We start from the raw sequence: 20,247 nt of genomic DNA on the forward strand, positions 1-20,247 counted from the left end.
AGCTAACCAAGTAACTTACTAAATATGAAACAATCCTTGGTTCAAAACCAACAATTGATAGAAAAATAGGCATACTAAAGAAGCCTATTAAAATGTGATTTTTTCGCTAGGCAGCTTGTCTATCCTTCACCGTCATTTTATACACAATCCCTAGAATATCAAAGACGATCATTTTCTTATACCGATGACATTTACGACCGTTCTTTTTGAGCAATAGATAAAGACGATGCAAAATTTTTAAAAGCTCTTCTGTGCCAATAGCTATCGCTTGAAACAGTAACGGAAAGTAACCTTTAATCATATAAATCGCTTTATATTCACTCAGCTCTTGCTTTGTTTTTTCAAGCAGAAACTGTCGCATTTGAAACATCGTGGAGGAACAGAGGAGAATGCTAATTAGTTGTCCATATAAATGGCACTCTAGGCGTTCTCTTTTTATATTTTGGCATTCATTAATTTCAAAGAATGACTCCCACGTTTTAAACAAAATTTCAATCTGCCAACGAAGTGAATATAATGAATGCACGTAGTTCGTCGGTACTTCTTCTAGCGACGTATTCGTGATATATACATTCATGCCTATTAAACGTTTACTTTTATCCTTCATGACAATGCCTTTCTTCTTTTCACGTATCGCTTGGTTTTTCAGACGTATTTGTGTTTAATCATCGGTTAAACGATGGATAATGACACGTGCTGGAAGTTTCTGATTTTGGCCAATGTATGCCTCAGGGATTTCCATCGTTTCACCAGGGATTAGACCAGACAACATTTGTGTCATATCAAGCTGAATGTATTCTGTTTGCTTTTTTAACGTACCATTATTGAAGTATTCTGGTTCAGGGTTCTTGATATAAATGCGTGTATTCAACTTCAACCGCGAGATATAGTAAGCCTCTTTATCATGAATGGCTTGTAAGTCTCCTAAATCGAAGTAACCAAGATCACGTAAACACAAATCGCCTGCTTCTACGGTTTTAAGACAGATGGTACCATATGTTTTATCATTATTTTTTCCTGGTCCAAGCTGCACGTTAAGGAATTGACCATTAAGTACATCATATTCCAATTGGATTTTCACGCCTGCCTTATTACTACTCCCACCTGAACCTTGATAGTTAGTGGCGAATTGATCGGGCAGTTGAAACACTGTTGCATCTAGAATACGGATACGATTGAAAGTAGAGATTATATGTGCAGAAAGTGAGTGATTTGAACAGAGTTTTTGTGTGAGAAGAGAAGTAAAAACTTCTCGAAGAAATGCGACAGCTGCTGGATTAAAGAGTTGATTCAGTCCTTCTGGACTTATGAGTGTAGCTGTATTTGCATAAAGCTGACTACATAATTGAGTGAGAGAATCACTTGCTACATGTTGACTAATCCAGATACATAAAGCAGCCAAATCAAGCGCGCCATACTTACTTTTACGTTTTACAAAACCTGTCTCTTGTGCAAGTTGTTGAAGAATATGTGGAGATAGATATCGCTGTATTTCTTTAGCGAACAACTGAAATTCATCCTGAATTGATAGAGTCATAAAAGAACGCCATCCTTTCTCTGTATTTCTACAAAAAGAATAGCGTTTTTTTCTTTACGGATACACTTTTTTAGCTTGATACCGATGTTTTATGTCTCTCAATCAATTGAAGAACCTCAGCCGTTTGTTTAAATAATTAATATCCCAAAATATCTACTTCAGCTGCTGAAGCAAATCCATTCTGTCCATTTGTTACTTCTACTTTAACATATTTTGCAGTAACAGGATTAAATGTTACATTTTTCTTATTACTATTATTTTCCCATGTTCCTGATGATATTTTGTCATACTTAACGCCATCTACACTCGTATAAATATTGTAAGTTAAAATACGGCCATTTTCTGACCCATCTTGCCTTGGAAGATATGCCAATTGTGAAATGGTACGTGTATCACCAAGTTCTAGTGTCAAATTGTAAGGATATTGATTTGGTGTCCAACTACTATGCCAAAATGTATCTGTCTTTCCATCTATCGCCTTACTAGCTGAACCCGTTGATTCCTCACTATTTGCACTTGCTTTCATTATTTTTTTAGACAATACAGCAAGTGGTTTAACAGGTTTAGCATCCGTCGCTTCCCAGATAGGGGCAATTAATGTTGGATGATTCAAAGCTTCGATTTTTTGTCGTGTTTCTGTTGATGCTTTCAGCCCCCATTGATCAAAGAAAGGAAGTAAATTTTGTTTTGCTACCTTTGAAGTATTGTAAATAAATGCTTGTATTTTATCTTCGTCCGTTTTTGGAAGTTGATCCTCTGGTAACTCTCGATATAGTTTGTGGAGATTTGGATAAAAATCATCACCATATGCTAAATGAAGCTGCCAAAGCATAACAAGTTTTACAAACAGGTCGTCAATGTTTTTATATTCTTTATTCGTTTGTTTTAAGTAAGCAAAAGCTCTATTATAATCTCCCTCTGTATCTAAACGTGTTGGTTGATTTGGGTATATTTTCTTGAATGCAGCTAAAGAATATAGATTAACAGTGACTTCACCCATACCTCTTAAATCATTCCAAGTCCATGGATGTTGTTGTCGTGCATGTCCCGCTTCATGCATTTGTCCCCATCCAAACTCATTTACATTTAACGTACTTTTGATTGCTTCACCAGCAGTCGTAAAGACAGCTCCATCCCAACTTGCATACATCCCCCAACTTTGTGCGTTAGGGTTTTCTACAAAGGCCCAAATGCGACGAGTTGAGCGATGTAAAGGATTAGGCTCTGTTTCAGATAGCCCCGATATCCTATCTTGCGCTCGAATCATTTCATCATACTTATTTAATAGTGGCACAGGATCTTGATTTACTATATATTTATTGGCACTATCACGAGTTACAGTTAGTACTGCTCGTTCTGATTTTAATTGTACCGCATGTGCATTTGGATAGTTGTTCATCATGGCAATCCAGTCTGCTTTTGTGTGTTTCCCTAATACAAAGAAAGGAATCGGACTACCGCCTTGCGTTACTTGCACCTTAACTGTTCCTGTGCTTTGAAAATTATCTAACCCCAATACGCCGCCGTTTGGTGAAGAGATAGTATTAGAGCCAGGTGAAAGATCAATTTCTTTTCCCCATTCTTTATCATATTGATGTGTCCCAATAATGGCTCTAATCTTTTGCGTTCCTGATACTGTAATTGTAACCTGTTCATTAGGTTTCACATATATGCCTGTTGGCATATAATTTTTTTGCTCACCTCTTTTTTCTCTTTTTGCTTCATCCCAAAAACTTCCTGTACCAGGAAGGTCAAACTCTCTTTGTTCAAATTGAGTTGCAGTTTGTGCAGTTTCAGCATGTACATCTAAATTGTTTGACATAATAGGTGCAAATAACGTGGTTGCTAAAATAACGGATGTCGCAAGCACTTTTATTGGCTTTTGTAACCTGCCGTTCTTTTTTCTATTCATATAAATCAATCCTTTCTCATTCCCGTTTTTTTTAATAAATATTTTAGATGAATTAAGATATCACCTGTATAAAATATACATTTTTTAGAAAAAAATAGATATTGAGAAAAATATTTTAAGGACTTTTTAATATATAGATAATTTAATTTTGACTATGAACTGTAAAGAAAAAACGTTTTCTATTTTAATAATCTAGTTTGTTTAAAAGTAATAATGATTTTTACTCTTAGAGGGAGTTAGTATTCTTAGGTGATAGATATGGGGTACCGTCACATAATCATCAAATTGAGATATCAGTTGTTTCAAAACGAGCCGAACTTACATAAATAACTATCAATAGATAAAAATTTCATTCTGGGGGTACTGCAAAATATTAACTTGATGGGCATGTGGTGCTACCCCAAATATAAGTATTGAGTCAATGTATTCATCTTAAAGCGTAAAAAAAAGACACAATGGAAAGTGTCTTTTTTACGTTGACATGCTATAAAAGAAGATGTAGTGATTAATCATAGTTTGTTGGATTCTTCTTGGTTGATAGTAGTATAACATTATCATTAGTGATTTTAGATACAATTATTCATATATACAAATTTTGTTACATTAAGTTTGTAGCTATGTTTTTTCTTCTTATATATGGTGCATAACTTAAAATTGTATAATGTCCTTCCATAAATCCTCCCTCATTGAAGTAGAAGGAACATCTATACTAGGAAACAAAAAACAAAAAAGGAACATTTTAATAATAGAACTAGATTTTATAGTAAAATAGATACCATGGTATGAATGTACGTTTTACATATGAGCCCAATGAACCATATGCTTATAGAATTGAGAAAGAGCTTAAAACAACTAAGTTACATATGTTAAGACAGTAATACTTCAAGCTGTATAGTTGGAAACGTCAGGAACTTAAATGATTTAAGATTCAAACTATATAAAAGATAAAGTATATGACTAAGGAAAAGAAGGTTTTGTAGTGTACTGCACATTCAAGAATTAATTCTTACGTAGGGAGTGCTTATATGAAAAGATTGAAACATGTAATATTGCTAGTATTATGCTTCTTATGTCTAAGTGGTTGTAATCAAGAAAATGGAGCTGAGGTAAAAGAATATATTAAAAAAAAACACGGTATTGATGTTGTTGTAACAGATTGGAGCCCGATAAATGAAAATAATGGTGGTAATACATACCATACTGTGCAAGAAAAAAATAACAAATATCTAAAATTCCGAGTAAAGGTACAAGGTCTCCTCTATTCATATCCAGTAGGTGATGAATACCAATATGGAAAAAAAACATATGAGGAATATAAGAAATTCAAACCAACACTAGAAGAAATGAAAAAATTAGGCTACGTGGAATCTGAAACGAAAAATGCTCTTCAATATATTTTAGATAGTAAAGATCCAGATGAAGGAAAACCAACTAATGAATTATTATTAACTTTGCAAATGAGTAACGAGATTGACTTTAGCCAATTGGATTCAGTAGAATTAGATCGTTTATATGCTCTATTTCAACTCATTCAGAAGAATAATAAAAAGATAACAGAACTAGAGATTAAGGATCAAAATGGTGAATCTTTAGGCGGACCTTTTAAAAATGTACAAAAAATAATAACAAAAGAAGAACTGTTACAAACAATGAAATCTAAGACGTCAGATGCCATAAACAAATATTAGGAAAATCGGATTAGAACGCACACCAAAGTAGAAGAAAGATTACATGAAATGCAAAACGATCGATTTGCATTTCAAAGTATTACTTATTCAAGTTCAGATGATGAGGATAGTCGAAAATATTTAGTGACTTTAGTTATAAATACCACCAATAATATATTTGAAAACACTCCCCTTTTAATTGAGGATTTAATCAAAGTAACTACAATCCTTAAAGAAGAACTATATAATAAAAACTTTAACATCTATTTAACCAATAAGACAGGAACAATAAATAAAAATTGGTTATCGTCAAAAGAAATCAAAGAAGCAAATAACATCGAAGATCTTGTAAAAGAAAGAGATCTTGCGAATTAAATTTAAAGTCCTTTTCATGTTTGTTATTTGATGCGAATGCACAATATTTCGAAGTCTCAACCCAGGCTAAAAATCCCATGTATTTTTGAAAGAAAACCGCTTATATTTTCATTTTGAAGTATTTACTTTTCATAGCTTGATGGTGATGGGGTAGCGCCCTCAAGCTATGATTTTTAATTCCCCCAGAACGAAAACTTTATGCATCATTGACTACTGATAATGATGCTTTATGTAGATCACACAGTTAGATAGGGATATGCAGCCTAGAACAAAGGAAATCTGAAAAACAATAACAAAAACAGTCCTTTTATCAGGTCTTTTCTTGCATTTTCTCTGCTATACTCCTTTAAAAACAACTTAAGTCATACAACCTTCGTTATTCCTAGTTACTAAATAATAGTTTTGTTCATAATTTTGTAACATGTATAGACGGGTATATATGTTACAATCAACTTAGCAAATTACAAATAAATTTGCATTTCCTGTGCCCCTTACCTCCCAGTAAGGGGCGTACCCTTTTATAAATAATTATTTCAATACAACTTTTCCACAGTACTTTCACGTCTATTTCACAAATATAAGAATTCTCATATGTTCGACTTGGTACAACCTTTTCCAAGGAACTATATGCCGATACACGAATCCCTATTTATATAGGGATTTTTTATAAAGGAAGAATTCAAAAAAAGAAGGAGATTCCCCCTTCTTTTTTGAATTACGTGTCCCTTATTATTTACTATAACCATGATTCAGTTTCGTTAACTTTTCATTAATGTGAAAAATTCTTACTCTAATATCTTTAATACCAGATGCTTGAAGTCTATTCTTGTGCATTTCGGCGTATTTTTCAGCATCTTGTTTTTCTTCAAATACATAGATGCCTCCTGCTCCTTTCGTTTCTTGATTCTCCGTCCATATTTTCCAATGGAATCCTTCTTCTTCATTAATACTTTTTGCTAAATCCAAAAATGCTTTTTCCATTTCTTCACCAAAAGGACCTTCAAACGGAAAATCAACTTGCAATAAATATGCCATTTTCACTCACTCCTATGTTCAATATTTTCAATTCGAATGCATACAGTTTAACGGCCTTAGGTTATGTTTTAAAAAAAACAGCCATTCCTTAGTGAAACGGCTGTTTTCGTAATTCATTAAAAGCTCCCAGATTGCGGTATATATTTTTAAATATTATTTTGTTTTTTTTGACTTGATTATAATAAAAGATGAACTTCGCGATTCGTTTATTAAATCTGGCATTTTCTCTATCCCTGCCAAAGTTGCTTGTGGTTCGATTATTTTATCCAGAGAAAGCCCGTGTTCAATTAAAGTATTTATTAATGTGGCAACAGTTCTATGATAAATAACCACACTATCGTCAACAAACCAGTTGTGTACTCTGATTCCTTCTTCTTGATAATTATCTAATGCCCAGTGTGATTTATTACCATCCTCAGTTTTTATCCAATGGTTGCTTCCTTTGCGAGCTGTTGCTATTGGATGTTCGGTTGAAAAGATAGCACAATTTTAATTATGATTTTGATTTGAACAATGCGTTCTGAGACACTACTCTTCTTCTAAAATAGCGTAATAATATTCATCCCACCATTCATTTCCATGGGGTATACACTTCCTGAAATATCCTTCTCTTCTCATTCCAATTTTCTCCATCACTCGATATGACGGGGTATTTTGTGGCTGACATGTAGCTATAATTCTATGTAATTTCATTTCCTTAAACCCATATTTTAATGTAGCTTGTGCTGCTTCAGAAGCATATCCTTTATTGAAATATTTAGGATTGAATACCCACCCAATCTCATAAGTATGCTCACCAAAATATTTATGAAAAACAATATGACCAATCAGAATATTTTCATCTACCAGTATCACAGGAAAGTTCTCTGCATTTTCACCCATATTTCTATTTACAAAGTTTCTTGTATCTTCTTCAGTAAAAACTCCTTCGGGTATGTATTTCATAACATTGCTATCTGATGTATACTCATGGACAGCTTGCCAATCTTTGAACTCAAAATTTCGTATTAATAATCTTTCTGCTCTTATAAACATTTACTTTTCTCCTCTCAAAAAATCGTTTCTTTATTTCAAATCCACATTCAACCCTTAAACTAAAAAGAACTTGTAAGAATCTCTGCAAGTTCTTTTTAGTTTAAGGTGAATATATGAGACAAACAAACTATCTTACAGATTCATTATAGAAACTACAGGAACAGTACTTTGACAAATATATCATATAACAAATATTAACATTTGTATATTTTCGAAAATTGTGTCAATTAAGAGCGGAAATAGCTTTTTCTTAACTATTCTTAATTTCGTTTACTATTAACTTCATTCTTATATGGTTTAAAATCGAATACATATTTTTCTGCTGGCCAAATATCATCAATGTTGACAGGCATTGTTTGAATGTCTGCATTATGAATAAATACAGTTAATTCTTTAGGTAATTCAATTTCATTTTCACACCTAAGTAAATATTCATTTACAGCTCCATTTACATAAAAATGTTGGATTGCTTTTCTTACTTACTCATTCATAAATGAATCCTTTCTTAACCCATTTTCAAATCATATCCCCCAGATTTGTGTGAAGATTTTGTTGAGTTTAAATTAAAGTCTACTTCTCCCTGATGTTTCCCCTTTTTATTAAGTCAAATCTACCATGTTGTGTATATAAAGCATAAAGATTATTGGATTTTGAATCAACATATACATCCCTTTTATTTAAAAATAAGAAAACCCCATATTCAATAAAAAATACAGGGTTTTTATAAATCAGTTTATTTTGTTTAAAATTATACTTAGTCGAAAGAAGTTCGTGAATGAAATAGTACTTATCTAATTAAGAAGAATTTAGATTCCAGCCCAAACATCTTTTCCATATCGCCCTTCATCTTGCACACGATCCAGCCAATTCCTTGCTTCTTGTTCACTGACTTCATGAATTTCTTGATATGCTTGACAAAGGGTGTCTTCTACGTCAGGAGCCATTTTACTTCCATCACCACATATATAAAGATGCGCCCCATTATCTAATAACGAAATTAAATTGCTTCTATCTTGTTTTATTAAATGCTGTACATATGTTTTAGGATGTCCTTCTAAGCGAGAAAAAGCTGTGTGTAACGAGATTAATCCATCTCTTTCATCATTTTCTAGTTCTGTACGATAGAGATAATCCTTTTCAGGATGACGACAACCAAAATATAGATGTGCTTGTCCTAAGTTAATACCTTTTTGCTTTTGAACACGACGCGCTTGCAAGAATCCACGGAATGGTGCAATTCCAGTACCTGGTCCAACCATGATAATTGGTGTTTCTGGATTTTCAGGTAATTGAAAGTTCGATTGTGGCGTTCGAATGAAACAGATAATCTCATCTTTATTATGACGCTGAGCTAAATAATTAGAAGCGACTCCTTCATATGTCCCTACCCCACTCCATGCAGGTGCATTAACAACCCCAACCGTAATGCTCAGACGATCCTGTGCAACGAGTGGAGAGCTTGAAATAGAATAGTAACGCGGTTTGAGCGCAGGAAGAAGTTCTAAAAAGCGTTCAAATCGGATTTCACAAGCCTCATACTTTTCAAGAAGATCCAACATTGACATACGTTTCTTTAATATTTGTTCATGATAAACTCCCTCTTCCAATAGCGATTCCAATTCCTTTTTATGAGGAGGGCATGCTGTGAATGTCACCATTTCTCGTATTTGTGCTCGAGTAGCTGCTTCTTGCACTTCTACACTATAACTAAGAAGGTCAAATAAACTAACAGGACTGTCTAAAGGTATGTGATTTACACTACGCCCACTTGCGCTCAATATGACTTGATCCTTCCCGTTTAATCCAAAGCGTTTTAAAATTCGGTTGACATTTTTCTCACTATTAATTGGCAGTACCCCAAGGTGGTCACCTTCTTGATACGTAGCGCCTTCTGGCAAGGATATCTCAATATGTCGCGTGCTTCTTTCACTGCTAGATGATTGAAGTTCACGATTTTCTAGTATAGACGCATAAACTGCTTCATATGTTCGCGCCAGAGGAGATCCTCCAAGACGACTAACAAATTGTAAACTTAATGTACTGCGTTCTCTCTCAATGTTTTTGTTAAGTTCCAATCCAAATGCCTTCATCGCATCAGACCACATACTTTGTTTCCATTGCTCGAGCTGTTCCTCGAAATCACCACTTGCATCCGCTTCTCCACGTGTAGAAAATCTTGTTGCTCCTTTTTGAGCCATTTGCTCATCAATGTATCTTGGAATTCGCTGATAAGTACTAGCCCAATTATGATCTCCACAACCAAAAACTGCGTATTGAACACCTTTTAGCTCATCCGGTTTTAATTCTTCCAACCATTGCACAAACTGCCCTGCATTACTTGGTGGTTTTCCATTATAAGAAGAAGTTACAATAAGAACCGCCCCTTCTTTTGGCAGACTTCCAATTCGATCGTTAAGAGCTACCACTTCCGTTTGAACACCTTCTAAACTAGCTGTATCTGCTAGTTCTCTGGCAATACCTACTGCTACCCCTGTATCCGATCCATATAGAACAAGAAGCGAAAGATTATCGGCCCCAATAATAGAAGGAGTCTTCTGAACTTGCCGCTTGGTTTCATGGTTTTTCAGTTTCTCCTCTATAGGCGCAAGAACAGTAGTATGGCTAATAGTTTGATTTCGGGGTAGAATCCTAATTTTAAAATCACCAGGCTTTAACGTTAATGTTTGTTTTACATCCAGCTGATAGTCTTGATAATCAATGAATTCAAAATGTTGAAGAAGCATTCCCATTACAAGTGTAGCTTCATGAAGTGCAAACTGCATACCGATACATGCCCGTTGACCATTTCCAAATGGCTTATAAGCATGATGAGGAACCTTATCCAGATCTTCAAATCGTTCAGGTTGGAATTCTTCCACATTGTCTCCCCACGCGTCTTTATCCCTATGTAACTGTGGAATAAGAACAGAAATACGATCTTCTCCTTTCTTAATTGGATATTTCCCACCAATCACTGTATCTTCTTTTGCATAGAGACTGAATGCTGGAGCAGTAGGCCATAGACGTAGCGATTCATTTAAAATCATCCGTATATACTTAAGTTTCATAACTTGTTGGTATGTTGGAGTAGGATCTGTCAAAACCCGATCTACTTCTTCATAGGCTTTTTTCAATTTATCCGGATTCTTTAATAAAAAATAGATTGCAAAAGATAATAATCCACTTGTTGTTTCATGCCCAGCTATTAAAAAAGTGATAATTTGGAAACGAATATTTTCATCATCTAATTTTTCACCAGTTTCCGGATCCTGCACATTTAACATACGGGAAAGTAAATCATTTTCTTCCTGATTTCCACTACTTTTACGTTCAGCAATAATATTATCCACTAAAGAAAACATAGATTGAATATCATGCTGAAATTGACGTTTCGTTCTCCACATGAGTTTGTCTTCTATATCCAGCCGCTGTAATTGGTGCATCGCCTCATCTAGAGCACGGCTCATGCTAGTAATAAAAGGATGAGGGGTCTCACGATAAAAGCTATTAAATCGATAATTAAAACCACATAGACCAATTGTATCCAATGTAAGGCGAGTCATATCCTCCGGTACATCTACGCTTTCATTCGGATTAAGCCGTGCCCATTTTTGAACGAGTTGTACGGCAAGATCGACCATCATAGCATGATAATCTTTCATTGCTCGTTGGCTGAATGTAGGCATCAAAATATTATGAGCTTTTTTCCAGTTAGGCTCATGAGTCTCGCTTGTAAATAATCCGTCTCCAGCAAAGGCGCGAACTTTCGCTAAAGCACCCTCTATACTTTTATCAAATCTTGTTTCGTCACAGACTTCTGCTACCAGTTCATGCCCAGAAACGACAATGATGGTATCACTTAAAGTTTGAATTTGAAAAATGGGACCATACTCTTCCGCTATCTTGATAAAGGATAGGGTCGGTTTATCTTTATCGATTAATGGGAGATTCCCCAGCAATCCATATGTTTTCGGTTGAGGAATGGCAGATACTTTTTTATCCATTAAAAACACCCTTTCAAAAAAACATGTAATAAAATATCCCATTCAATAAAAAGAAGATAGCAATGAATCGCCTGGGATAAAGATATGTAATTGATTACCTTATTTTATCTTTTCCCTAACTATTCACGATTATGATATTGCTTATAAGGTTGTTAATCTAAGTTGTTTGTTGCTATTACATGTATAACTTGCAGAAAAAATACTAAATAAAAATGAAGCGTATTATGATAATGTTTATCAGAAATTGAGAGCTAAAGATTGTAGTATTGGGAAAACCAGTAGTTTCTAATGTCAATTCAAACAAATACGATAAGTAAGTATACTGTGTTGCTAATGAAAAAAGGATCTGATATGAATATCAGATCCTTTTTACTATATATAATTATTTCACTGGTTTTTTCCAGATTTAAATACCAGCGCCTTAGCAGCAGAAATTCGCATTTCTTCATAGTCTAACTAAACAGTAAAAACTTATAGGAGTCATGATCTAAAGTTTTATTTTACTCTACCGATTTAACCTCTCGACAGCTTCCGCGCTTGTATCTACACGTTTAACGAAAAAAACTAATAGTAGTGCAACAATATTCATGCCAAGCGCTACATAGAATGAATATTGAATTCCAGATAATAAAGCCTTCTGAGTTAACATTGCCTTCGTAGCTTCTGTGAAGGTTGTTGGATCTACATCAGCCATTAGACTTTCAGCTTTTGTTTTTGTTACCGAATTCATAATCGTAACAAGAATAGCAGTACCAATTGAACCGGATACTTGTTGAGCTGTATTATTAACAGCTGTACCATGCGGATTTAAGCGAGTTGGCAATTGATTAAGGCCATTTGTCATAAGTGGCATCATCACCATCGCCATCCCAAACATCCGCAGCGTGTAAATAAGAATAATATGTGTGTGACTAGAGTCGAGTTGCAGGTTTGCTAGCATATAAGTTGAAACGGCTGTAATGGAAAGTCCTACTATACCAAGAATACGAGGGCCATATTTATCAAATAGTTTACCTGTAATTGGTGACATAATCCCCATTATTACCGCACCTGGAAGCATCATCAGCCCAGAGCTTAGCGGTGAAATACCACGGACGTTTTGTACATAAGCTGGGGTTAAAATCATACCCGAAAACATGGCCACTGCATTAACAATCGCAATTACAGACGCAAGTGCGAACATTGGGTACTTGTAAACACGTAAATCCAATAACGGTTCATTCATTTTTAATTGACGGATAATGAAAGTAATTAGGGCAATAGCGCCTATGATTAAGGTTGTTAAAACAACTTTATTCGTCCAACCGTCGGAGCTTGCAGAACTGAATCCATATAACAAACCGCCAAAACCGACAGAAGATAATAGTAATGAGAGATAATCAAGTTTTGCATTTTTGTTTTGTCTCATGACATTCTCCGATTTCCAAACCCCTAACAGTAAGCTAATGATCGCTAACGGTAAAATCATCTCAAAAAGCAAACGCCAGTCATAATACTCTACAATATAACCCGATAGTGTCGGTCCAATTGCTGGAGCTGTAATCATAACTAATCCAAAAATCCCCATCGCTGTTCCCCTTTTTTCTCTTGGAAAGCTTACTAGCATAATATTCATTAACAAAGGCCCCATGACTGAAGAACCTGCTGCTTGAACCATCCGACCAGAAAGTAATAAACTAAAGTTCGGTGCTAAAGCCGCTAAGGCCGTACCAAGAATAAAAATCAACATAGATGTAATAAATAAGCTCCTATTGGAGAAGCGGGTTATTAAAAATGCTGAGGCCGGAATTAATACACCACTTACAAGCATATACCCTGTAGAAAGCCACTGAATCGTTGAATAATCTTTTATGTCTAAATCCTTCATTATTGATGGCAAGGCTACATTTAAAAGCGAGTTATTTAGAAATGAAACAAATGCTCCAATAAAAAGGATTACAAGCATTAAATATGGTGGCTTTCTTTTATGTAATGTTTCACTCATATATTCATTTGCCCCTTCATTACAAATTCCATTAATTAGTTCAAATCGTTTGCATATCTGTACAAGAATACATTATCCTTTCAGTATTTTGCCAAACTCTTCGAATGGATATTCTCTTTTTAGTAATTCTACTTGCTCGACATAAAATGTTAAAATTTTTTTACTGATTAAACCTTTATAAACACGTTTGTTAACCGAAATTAAATTAGGCTGAATTAAACAAAAAGAGCAATTGAAAATACCCTTAAAATAAAGTGAAACTTTAATCAGTGGTGCTTTTACAGGCAGCCGCTTTCACTGAATTTTGAGGTGGAGTTGTCTTATTGCCCACAAATAGTAGGATAAATCAACAAGACCATACACCTATTCCTTTAAATACAGGCTTGTAAATCTAGTTATGTAACCATCCATAAAAAGGAATATTACATAGGCTAAGTCTAACATTACATTTTTAAAGTGAGGGGAATAAACTTATGTACCAATATTGGTATTTGAATTCAGAGGGCAACGGTGAGCAATATACGAACCAAATTGCAATGTCATCATTATATTTACAGCCCCAAATCACTAAGGCTGAGGGAATGAATGATTTGAAGATTCCTGAGAATTGGAGTTGTCGAGGCTATCCATTTGGTTGGGGTTCGCCAGCCTATTATACGGGTTTCAATCCTCAAACTCCTCCCTTCTCTTTAGGTCAGCCAATCCATTATGCAGGGATGATGCCACAAGGACATCCCGCTAATTGGACGCCATTACAAGGCCATGTAGGTAATTTCCAAAAACCTCCCTTACCCTGGGCCCAACCATTCAATCATGCAGGGATGTTCGCACAAGGTCATCTCGCCGCTTTACTATCGCCACCAGCTAAAGCTTTTAATTTTAATACCAATAATAACTGGGGTATTTTTGGAAACCCTCCAGGATGGGGAGGACAGGTAAGTCCTATGGGATGGGGAAATAACGGTCAGCCAGGAATGCTTGGAAACTTACTGACAGTAGGAAAAGGCACCATGAATGGAATCGGAATGCTTAGTAGTCTAATCGGTATGGGAAAGTTCTTCTTTTAGTTCATTAGAACGGGAGGATAGATCCATAACTCAAACATGCCCCTCAATGTATGTATTGTATGGTTCCAGTACTCCCTCCAAGTTCGTTTCCCTTCCTTTCAAATGATAAAAAACATCTATTACCTTGTATGTGATAACTTGCTAAAGGTGTGGTGGCATCAACAAAACGCAAATTTCGTACGCTAAGCAAAACGCTACAAAAAACCGGTTCCTTTACGAAAGAACCGGTTTTTTGTAGCGTTTATTTATTTGAAAAGTAGTCAAATCTTTTTTCACTAATTAACACTTTGAACACGGCCAATTTGTCCATCTTGTAATCGAACTTTAATGCCGTATGTATGTGTTTCACTATGTGTTAAGATGTCTTTCACAACACCACTTACAGTTTTACTATAGTCATTATCTAATTGAATAACTACATGTGAACCAACTGAAATTTGTGATCTTGTTGGTTTCCCACCTGTTGCTTGTGTTGTTTTTTCTTGTTTTTGTGTTCTCTCTTGTTGTATAGACTGTTGTTGCTGAGTCTTCTGCTCTTCTTGTTTACGCTTCTCTTCTTCTACTCTTTGCTGCTCTTCTTGTTTACGTTTTTCTTCCTCTGCTTTTTGTTGCTCTTCTTGTTTACGTTTTTCTTCCTCTACTCTTTGCTGCTCTTCTTGTTTACGCTTCTCTTCTTCTACTCTTTGTTGCTCTTCTTGCTTACGTTTTTCTTCCTCCGCTACTTTTTTATCTTCATCTATTTTTTGCTCATCTGATGCCACTTTTAATTTTTCTTCATCACCTTTACAAGCACTTAAAGACATTACACACAAACTCAAAATTACAAAAAATAACAATTTCTTTAACATTAAAAAATCCTCCTATATATACATTACAAATCAATAACTTTCATAGCATAACAAAAATATAAGCCTTTATTTGTCAAAATTTGTCGTATATTTTCATTTTCTACTAAAAGACTGACTCTATAATAAAAGCGAAGATTATTATTATATCGATTCGTACACAGAAATTACGTTCGTTTGCTAGTCAATTAGACTTAATTAATGAAACAAAGGGAAAAACCTTCATCTTATGCATAAAAGGATCTTTCGATTGAAGATCCTTTTCTATTGCACATTTAACTAAAAAAATCGGTTAACTGCATAACGCTCGTCTAACTTTCCTTGCGAAACTTAGCGGATCATCAACATCTTCAATATTAACGTAAATCAAATTTGGATCATCACATAACCACTCATTGTGTATAGACGAAACGATTATTCCTTGTTTAATAATTGTAGCAACAAATCCATTGACTTCCTTCTGCAAGAGCGCTACACGTCCTAGACATAATGCTCGTCCAGTTTTATTATCTCGTGATTCAAACGAGAAAGAAGTTGTTACTCTAAAACGTTTTCCTAAAATAGTTGCATGTATTTCATCCCGATTTATTGTTGCCACACATTTCCCACCGGCGAATCCTTCTTGACCACCGATAATTCTTGCAAACTGTTGACAAATTAATTCATCATTAAACGCCATATCTTGAATCATCCCCCCTTTTACTGTTAGGTTATGAATGAATACTTAAGTCTGAAACGGTAATGAATCTATACTATTACAAAAAAGATTATCGGAATCTAACGAAGTCTATTATATGGTAAGGCATTTTTAAAAAGCATAAAAAAAACACCCTAAGGTGCCATACTCCAACTCGAGAATCATATCTATGTATGGAAAAATTTAGAAAATAGAAGGTTCTAACTATAATTTATAAAGCTATTATGCCATGTATTACATACATATTTCCTTATTTACTGGAAGCAGAATCCCGTTATCTCACTTTCTAATCAGTCTTGTTAAAGCCATCCCAAGAAATCCAGCTCCCATTCCTATTAACCATCCAGTTTGGGCATTACCTAACATAGATCCCACTCCTCCGCCAAGAAACATGCAGCCAACGAATACTAATCCTCCAATTCCCCAATTCGGCCGTTCCATAGTTCCATCACACCCTTTCAATAAAACATATGCAATTAACTAGCCTAACTTTCTTGCATGAGATAGTTAATTATTTTGCTTATGTTTAGCACTTTCAGGGCATTCAAAAGATGCGGAGATTGAGTCATTTGAATAAATTATAGAAGGAGAATTTCATTTTTCATATTATAATAACTCATTAGTTGTAGAACAAATTCTTCTTCAACTAATGAGTTAATAGCAGTATAGAGATTTCCCACAATTTATGACTCAACCCTCGTTATCAAGTTAAGAAAAGCGAATCCCACAAAAATGAAAATTATATGCATCATTGACTACTGTTAATGAGACGTTATGTCATACAATGGAGTTAATATTAGAAAACTGTGAGGATGATTACGTTGATAAAATTTGTAATTAGTTATGCTGCAAATCTGTTTGCTTTTATTTTTGGATGGTTCTTGATTTCATATATTTCTCATCCTAGCTTTATTCACCCGAACGTTGTATTAGGATTCATTAAAACGATCGTCACTTATGGTAGTATACCGGCTCTTGTAGCCTGTCTAATTGGGGAAGTGTTATACAGGAAAATCAAACGATGTAGAGAATTTCAATTTGGAATTCCTGTATTTATAGGACTAGCAGTTATCTATACACTTATACCATTTCTTTTTCTTTTTAATTTTTCCCATTTCTTTGATTTCGTTGCACCTGTTATTATGGGGGCCTTATCTTTTTATTTAGTACGTAGAAAAATATAATTAACTTCACGAGTATGACAAAAAGAATCCTGATTAGTAAAACCACACTGTATAACCAAACAGAACTCAAAGAACGCATCAATTCTTGCGAAATAAACAAGAAAAAGAATAAAGGCTTTGAGGAAGAAAATAAGTAATTGCGTGAAAAAGGAAAGGTACAGCTTACTGATTACTTCATAAATTCATAAAAAAAGGACCGTACATATTAGACATATCTAAAATGTACGGTCCTTTTGTTTACTAGTGGTTCACCTATCTAACCTAAAGATAAGTATGTGGTCCTTTTACAATTTGAATTTCTTTTTAAGCTTCTTATATTTTCTATACGAACGTCTAACAATGTTTAACATAAAATACGGTACTTTAACAGGGAAAGGAAATTTATAAATGAAAGGCAAATAAAATATAAAATATGCCTTTTCTAGGTCTCTCCACTTACTATCTTCTTTTGTTTTTAAGAAGTCAGATACATCGACTACATATCCCCTTCCGTTTTCCATCATCACATTTTTCCCGTGAACGTCACAAGGAGTTAATCCTTGTTCTCTTGCATACTCTAAAGCTTCATTGATATCAAAGATCACCTGCTTAGGAATTTTAATGCCCTTATGAATAGCATCGTATAAGGTAATTTCTTTTAAACGTTTCAATACTATGAAATTTTCTCCTTTATATATAAGCTTCGAATAAGAAGGATGGTTTCCAATTCTTCGGTATACTTCTGACTCTTTTTCAATTCCTTCTCCTTCTCGCGCGTAAACTTTCACTACCCAATCTTTGTATTCTTGATGCATAAATACTGCGGCATAATTACCCATCCCTAAACACTTCCAAAGTCTAGGAATATCTTTAACTACTACAGGCTCGAATTCATCCTCACTTCTAATGCTTACCTCTTTTAATAATTCGTCCTTTATCAATCCCACAAAACTGTTTATACTCATCATTTCCACTCCGGTTTTGCTAAAAGGGGGCCCACCCCATTGCCATCAACCTAAGCCTTTGAGATACCCCCATACCGAAATTTCCACCTTTTTACAGTTATTTATGAGAATTCAGCTCATTTTTTCGTTTTGGGGAACAATCCATTTCTTAAGTTGATGGGTATGTGATAATGCTTCCATTTGAACAAATTTTCCTTTTCCATACCGATCATACACCTTTTGTAGTGTAATAGTATCAGCATATCCCAGTTTAAGAGGTTACTTGCAAAATATTTAGAATTTTTTGCGATAATCCTCCAAAATTTAATACGGACTTTAAATATTTTCATTTATAATTCTCTATTTGTCTATACTTTTCATACCGCTGTTGTATAAGCTCTTCCGAGGATAATAGTATCAATTTTTTTAGAGATGATTCGATTACAGATTCAATCACTTTTGCCTGTGATTTTATATCATTTTGTGCTCCACCTTTAATTTCAGGAATGATTTCATCAATAACTCCTAAATGTTTTAAATCTTTTGCTGAAATTTTCATATGTTCGGCAGCTTCTGGAGCATACTTAGCGTCCTTCCATAGGATAGATGCTGCTCCTTCTGGCGAAATTACCGAGTACCATGAATACTCTAACATATGGATATGGTTACCGACACTAATGCCAAGAGCTCCACCACTTGATGCCTCTCCAATTACAATACAAACAATTGGCACTTTAAGTGTAGCCATTTCAAATAGATTTCGAGCTATCGCTTCAGAAATTCCACGTTCTTCAGACCCTTTCCCTGGATAGGCGCCTATTGTATCAATAAATGTAATAATAGGGCGATTAAATTTATCAGCTTGTTTCATAAGTCTTAGCGCTTTTCTATAACCTTCTGGATGTGCCATTCCAAAATTTCTTTCTATATTTTCCTTTGTATTTCTACCTCTTTGATGACCAATAACCGTAACGGGCATCCCTTTAAATTTTGCAATACCACCTATCATTGCTTTATCATCACCATATAATCGATCACCATGAAGTTCGAGAAAGTTTGTAAACAATAAAGGTATATAGTCCAATGTCGTGGGCCGGTTACGTAGCCTTGCAATTTGAACTCGTTGAAAAGGTGTAATATTAGAATAAATTTTATCTTGCATTTTATTTAAACGTTTTTCTAATACATGAATTTCTGGCGATAAATCTACATTATTTTCTTTCATAATTTTCTTTAATTCATCAAATTTCTCTTTTAATTCAATAATAGGACGTTCAAAATCCAAACTCATTTTACCCTCCAAATGTTATGATTTACCTCACTCTAATCAAAAGGCTTAGAAATAGAATCAATAAATAATTCAAAACCATCCACAACTATTTTTTGTTCTGATTCTGATAAATTATTGAGAATACTTTGATAAAATGTAATGGATTGCTCTCTTAAGCAATTAACAGTTATGTGACCTTTTTCTGTGAGGTGCAGAAAAAGTTCTCTTCTATTTTTTTCATTTACTTCACGATAAATAAGCCCCTTTTTTACTAACTTATCTACCAATCTACTTACAGTTGAAGTCTCTAATCTAAGTTTATTGGATAGTTGCCAAACAGTTAATTTTTCCACCTCTAGTTCCTCTAACGCCATCATTTGAGAAGTTGGTAAAGGTTTTTCAAATGGTCCATTGGGCAAATTTTGAGATTCAAAAACCCCAGTTATTATAATCATTTTCTTAATATCTGTTCTTAGTTTTAAGGCATCTTCTCTTTTCAAATAGGTCACCCTCCTACAACTAATGTATCATACATCAATTGTATTATACATGAATATGTTTTTTTCACAAGCTTAACGTAAGCCAATATTACAACATGGACGAGATATTTATTCTTGTTAAAATGGTATAAGTGGATTGTTTTCTACAAATGGCAGAACATCAATTATGTATCAGGGGCCTTTATGGAGTACCGCTCATCGCAATCAAGCTA

The 20,247-nt window shown here is 34.5% G+C and carries 13 protein-coding genes and 3 pseudogenes; 3 read left to right on the forward strand and 13 right to left on the reverse strand.

Annotation, left to right across the window (positions count from 1 at the left end):
• Positions 1–106 precede the first annotated feature (106 nt).
• Positions 107–1,537 (reverse strand): annotated as a pseudogene (locus tag DT250_RS00185) (IS4 family transposase).
• A gap of 136 nt (positions 1,538–1,673) precedes the next feature.
• A complete protein-coding gene (locus DT250_RS00190) occupies positions 1,674–3,449 on the reverse strand; it encodes a M60 family metallopeptidase (protein WP_149212272.1) in 1,776 nt (591 codons plus the stop codon).
• A gap of 1,025 nt (positions 3,450–4,474) precedes the next feature.
• Here DT250_RS00190 and DT250_RS00195 point away from each other — a divergent pair.
• Positions 4,475–5,491 (forward strand): annotated as a pseudogene (locus tag DT250_RS00195) (hypothetical protein).
• Positions 5,492–6,220: 729 nt separating this feature from the next.
• On the opposite strand, the gene DT250_RS00205 reads toward DT250_RS00195, so the two are convergent.
• The 5 genes and pseudogenes from DT250_RS00205 to DT250_RS00230 all read right to left on the reverse strand — a co-directional run bounded on the left by DT250_RS00205 (position 6,221) and on the right by DT250_RS00230 (position 13,549).
• Positions 6,221–6,526, reverse strand: coding sequence for a monooxygenase (locus tag DT250_RS00205; protein ID WP_097889862.1), 306 nt, complete (start codon positions 6,524–6,526; stop codon positions 6,221–6,223).
• Positions 6,527–6,679: 153 nt separating this feature from the next.
• Positions 6,680–7,006: pseudogene (locus DT250_RS00210) on the reverse strand (SAM-dependent methyltransferase); the annotation flags it as partial.
• Between the two features lie 48 nt (positions 7,007–7,054).
• Complete coding sequence (locus DT250_RS00215) at positions 7,055–7,561, reverse strand: GNAT family N-acetyltransferase (RefSeq protein ID WP_088063957.1); 507 nt, start codon at positions 7,559–7,561, stop codon at positions 7,055–7,057.
• 806 nt (positions 7,562–8,367) lie between these two features.
• Positions 8,368–11,565, reverse strand: coding sequence for a bifunctional P-450/NADPH--P450 reductase (gene cypD, locus DT250_RS00225; protein ID WP_149212274.1), 3,198 nt, complete (start codon positions 11,563–11,565; stop codon positions 8,368–8,370).
• A gap of 505 nt (positions 11,566–12,070) precedes the next feature.
• Positions 12,071–13,549 carry a DHA2 family efflux MFS transporter permease subunit gene (locus DT250_RS00230; RefSeq protein ID WP_149212275.1) on the reverse strand — a complete coding sequence of 493 codons (1,479 nt, stop codon included), beginning with the start codon at positions 13,547–13,549 and terminating at the stop codon, positions 12,071–12,073.
• Between the two features lie 473 nt (positions 13,550–14,022).
• Between DT250_RS00230 and DT250_RS00235 the strand changes: the two genes are divergently transcribed.
• Positions 14,023–14,616, forward strand: coding sequence for a hypothetical protein (locus DT250_RS00235; protein WP_149212276.1), 594 nt, complete (start codon positions 14,023–14,025; stop codon positions 14,614–14,616).
• A gap of 275 nt (positions 14,617–14,891) precedes the next feature.
• On the opposite strand, the gene DT250_RS00240 is transcribed toward DT250_RS00235, so the two are convergent.
• From DT250_RS00240 to DT250_RS31510, 3 genes are all read right to left on the reverse strand, one after another.
• A complete protein-coding gene (locus DT250_RS00240; protein WP_149212277.1) occupies positions 14,892–15,464 on the reverse strand; it encodes a YwbE family protein in 573 nt (190 codons plus the stop codon).
• 289 nt (positions 15,465–15,753) lie between these two features.
• Positions 15,754–16,140 (reverse strand): DUF1259 domain-containing protein, encoded by a 387-nt coding sequence (locus tag DT250_RS00245; RefSeq protein ID WP_097907795.1) that lies wholly within the window; start codon positions 16,138–16,140, stop codon positions 15,754–15,756.
• A gap of 297 nt (positions 16,141–16,437) precedes the next feature.
• The gene (locus DT250_RS31510) at positions 16,438–16,599 is read right to left on the reverse strand and encodes a hypothetical protein (RefSeq protein WP_029442740.1); all 162 of its coding nucleotides are present in this window, start codon (positions 16,597–16,599) and stop codon (positions 16,438–16,440) included.
• Positions 16,600–16,970: 371 nt separating this feature from the next.
• Between DT250_RS31510 and DT250_RS00250 the strand changes: the two genes are divergently transcribed.
• Positions 16,971–17,342: a hypothetical protein gene (locus DT250_RS00250; protein ID WP_088063963.1), complete on the forward strand. Its 372-nt coding sequence runs from the start codon at positions 16,971–16,973 to the stop codon at positions 17,340–17,342.
• Between the two features lie 284 nt (positions 17,343–17,626).
• Here the strand turns inward: DT250_RS00250 and DT250_RS00255 are convergent, their stop codons facing one another.
• The 3 genes from DT250_RS00255 to DT250_RS00270 all read right to left on the reverse strand — a co-directional run bounded on the left by DT250_RS00255 (position 17,627) and on the right by DT250_RS00270 (position 20,035).
• Positions 17,627–18,286 (reverse strand): protein kinase family protein, encoded by a 660-nt coding sequence (locus DT250_RS00255; protein WP_088063964.1) that lies wholly within the window; start codon positions 18,284–18,286, stop codon positions 17,627–17,629.
• Between the two features lie 325 nt (positions 18,287–18,611).
• Positions 18,612–19,556, reverse strand: a complete 945-nt coding sequence (locus tag DT250_RS00265) for an acetyl-CoA carboxylase carboxyltransferase subunit alpha (protein ID WP_000050728.1) — start codon at positions 19,554–19,556, stop codon at positions 18,612–18,614.
• 32 nt (positions 19,557–19,588) lie between these two features.
• Positions 19,589–20,035, reverse strand: a complete 447-nt coding sequence (locus DT250_RS00270) for a MarR family winged helix-turn-helix transcriptional regulator (RefSeq protein WP_000817662.1) — start codon at positions 20,033–20,035, stop codon at positions 19,589–19,591.
• Positions 20,036–20,247 lie beyond the last annotated feature (212 nt).

The organism is Bacillus sp. AR2-1 (genome assembly GCF_008368755.1).
Classification (GTDB): Bacteria; Bacillota; Bacilli; order Bacillales; family Bacillaceae_G; genus Bacillus_A; species Bacillus_A wiedmannii.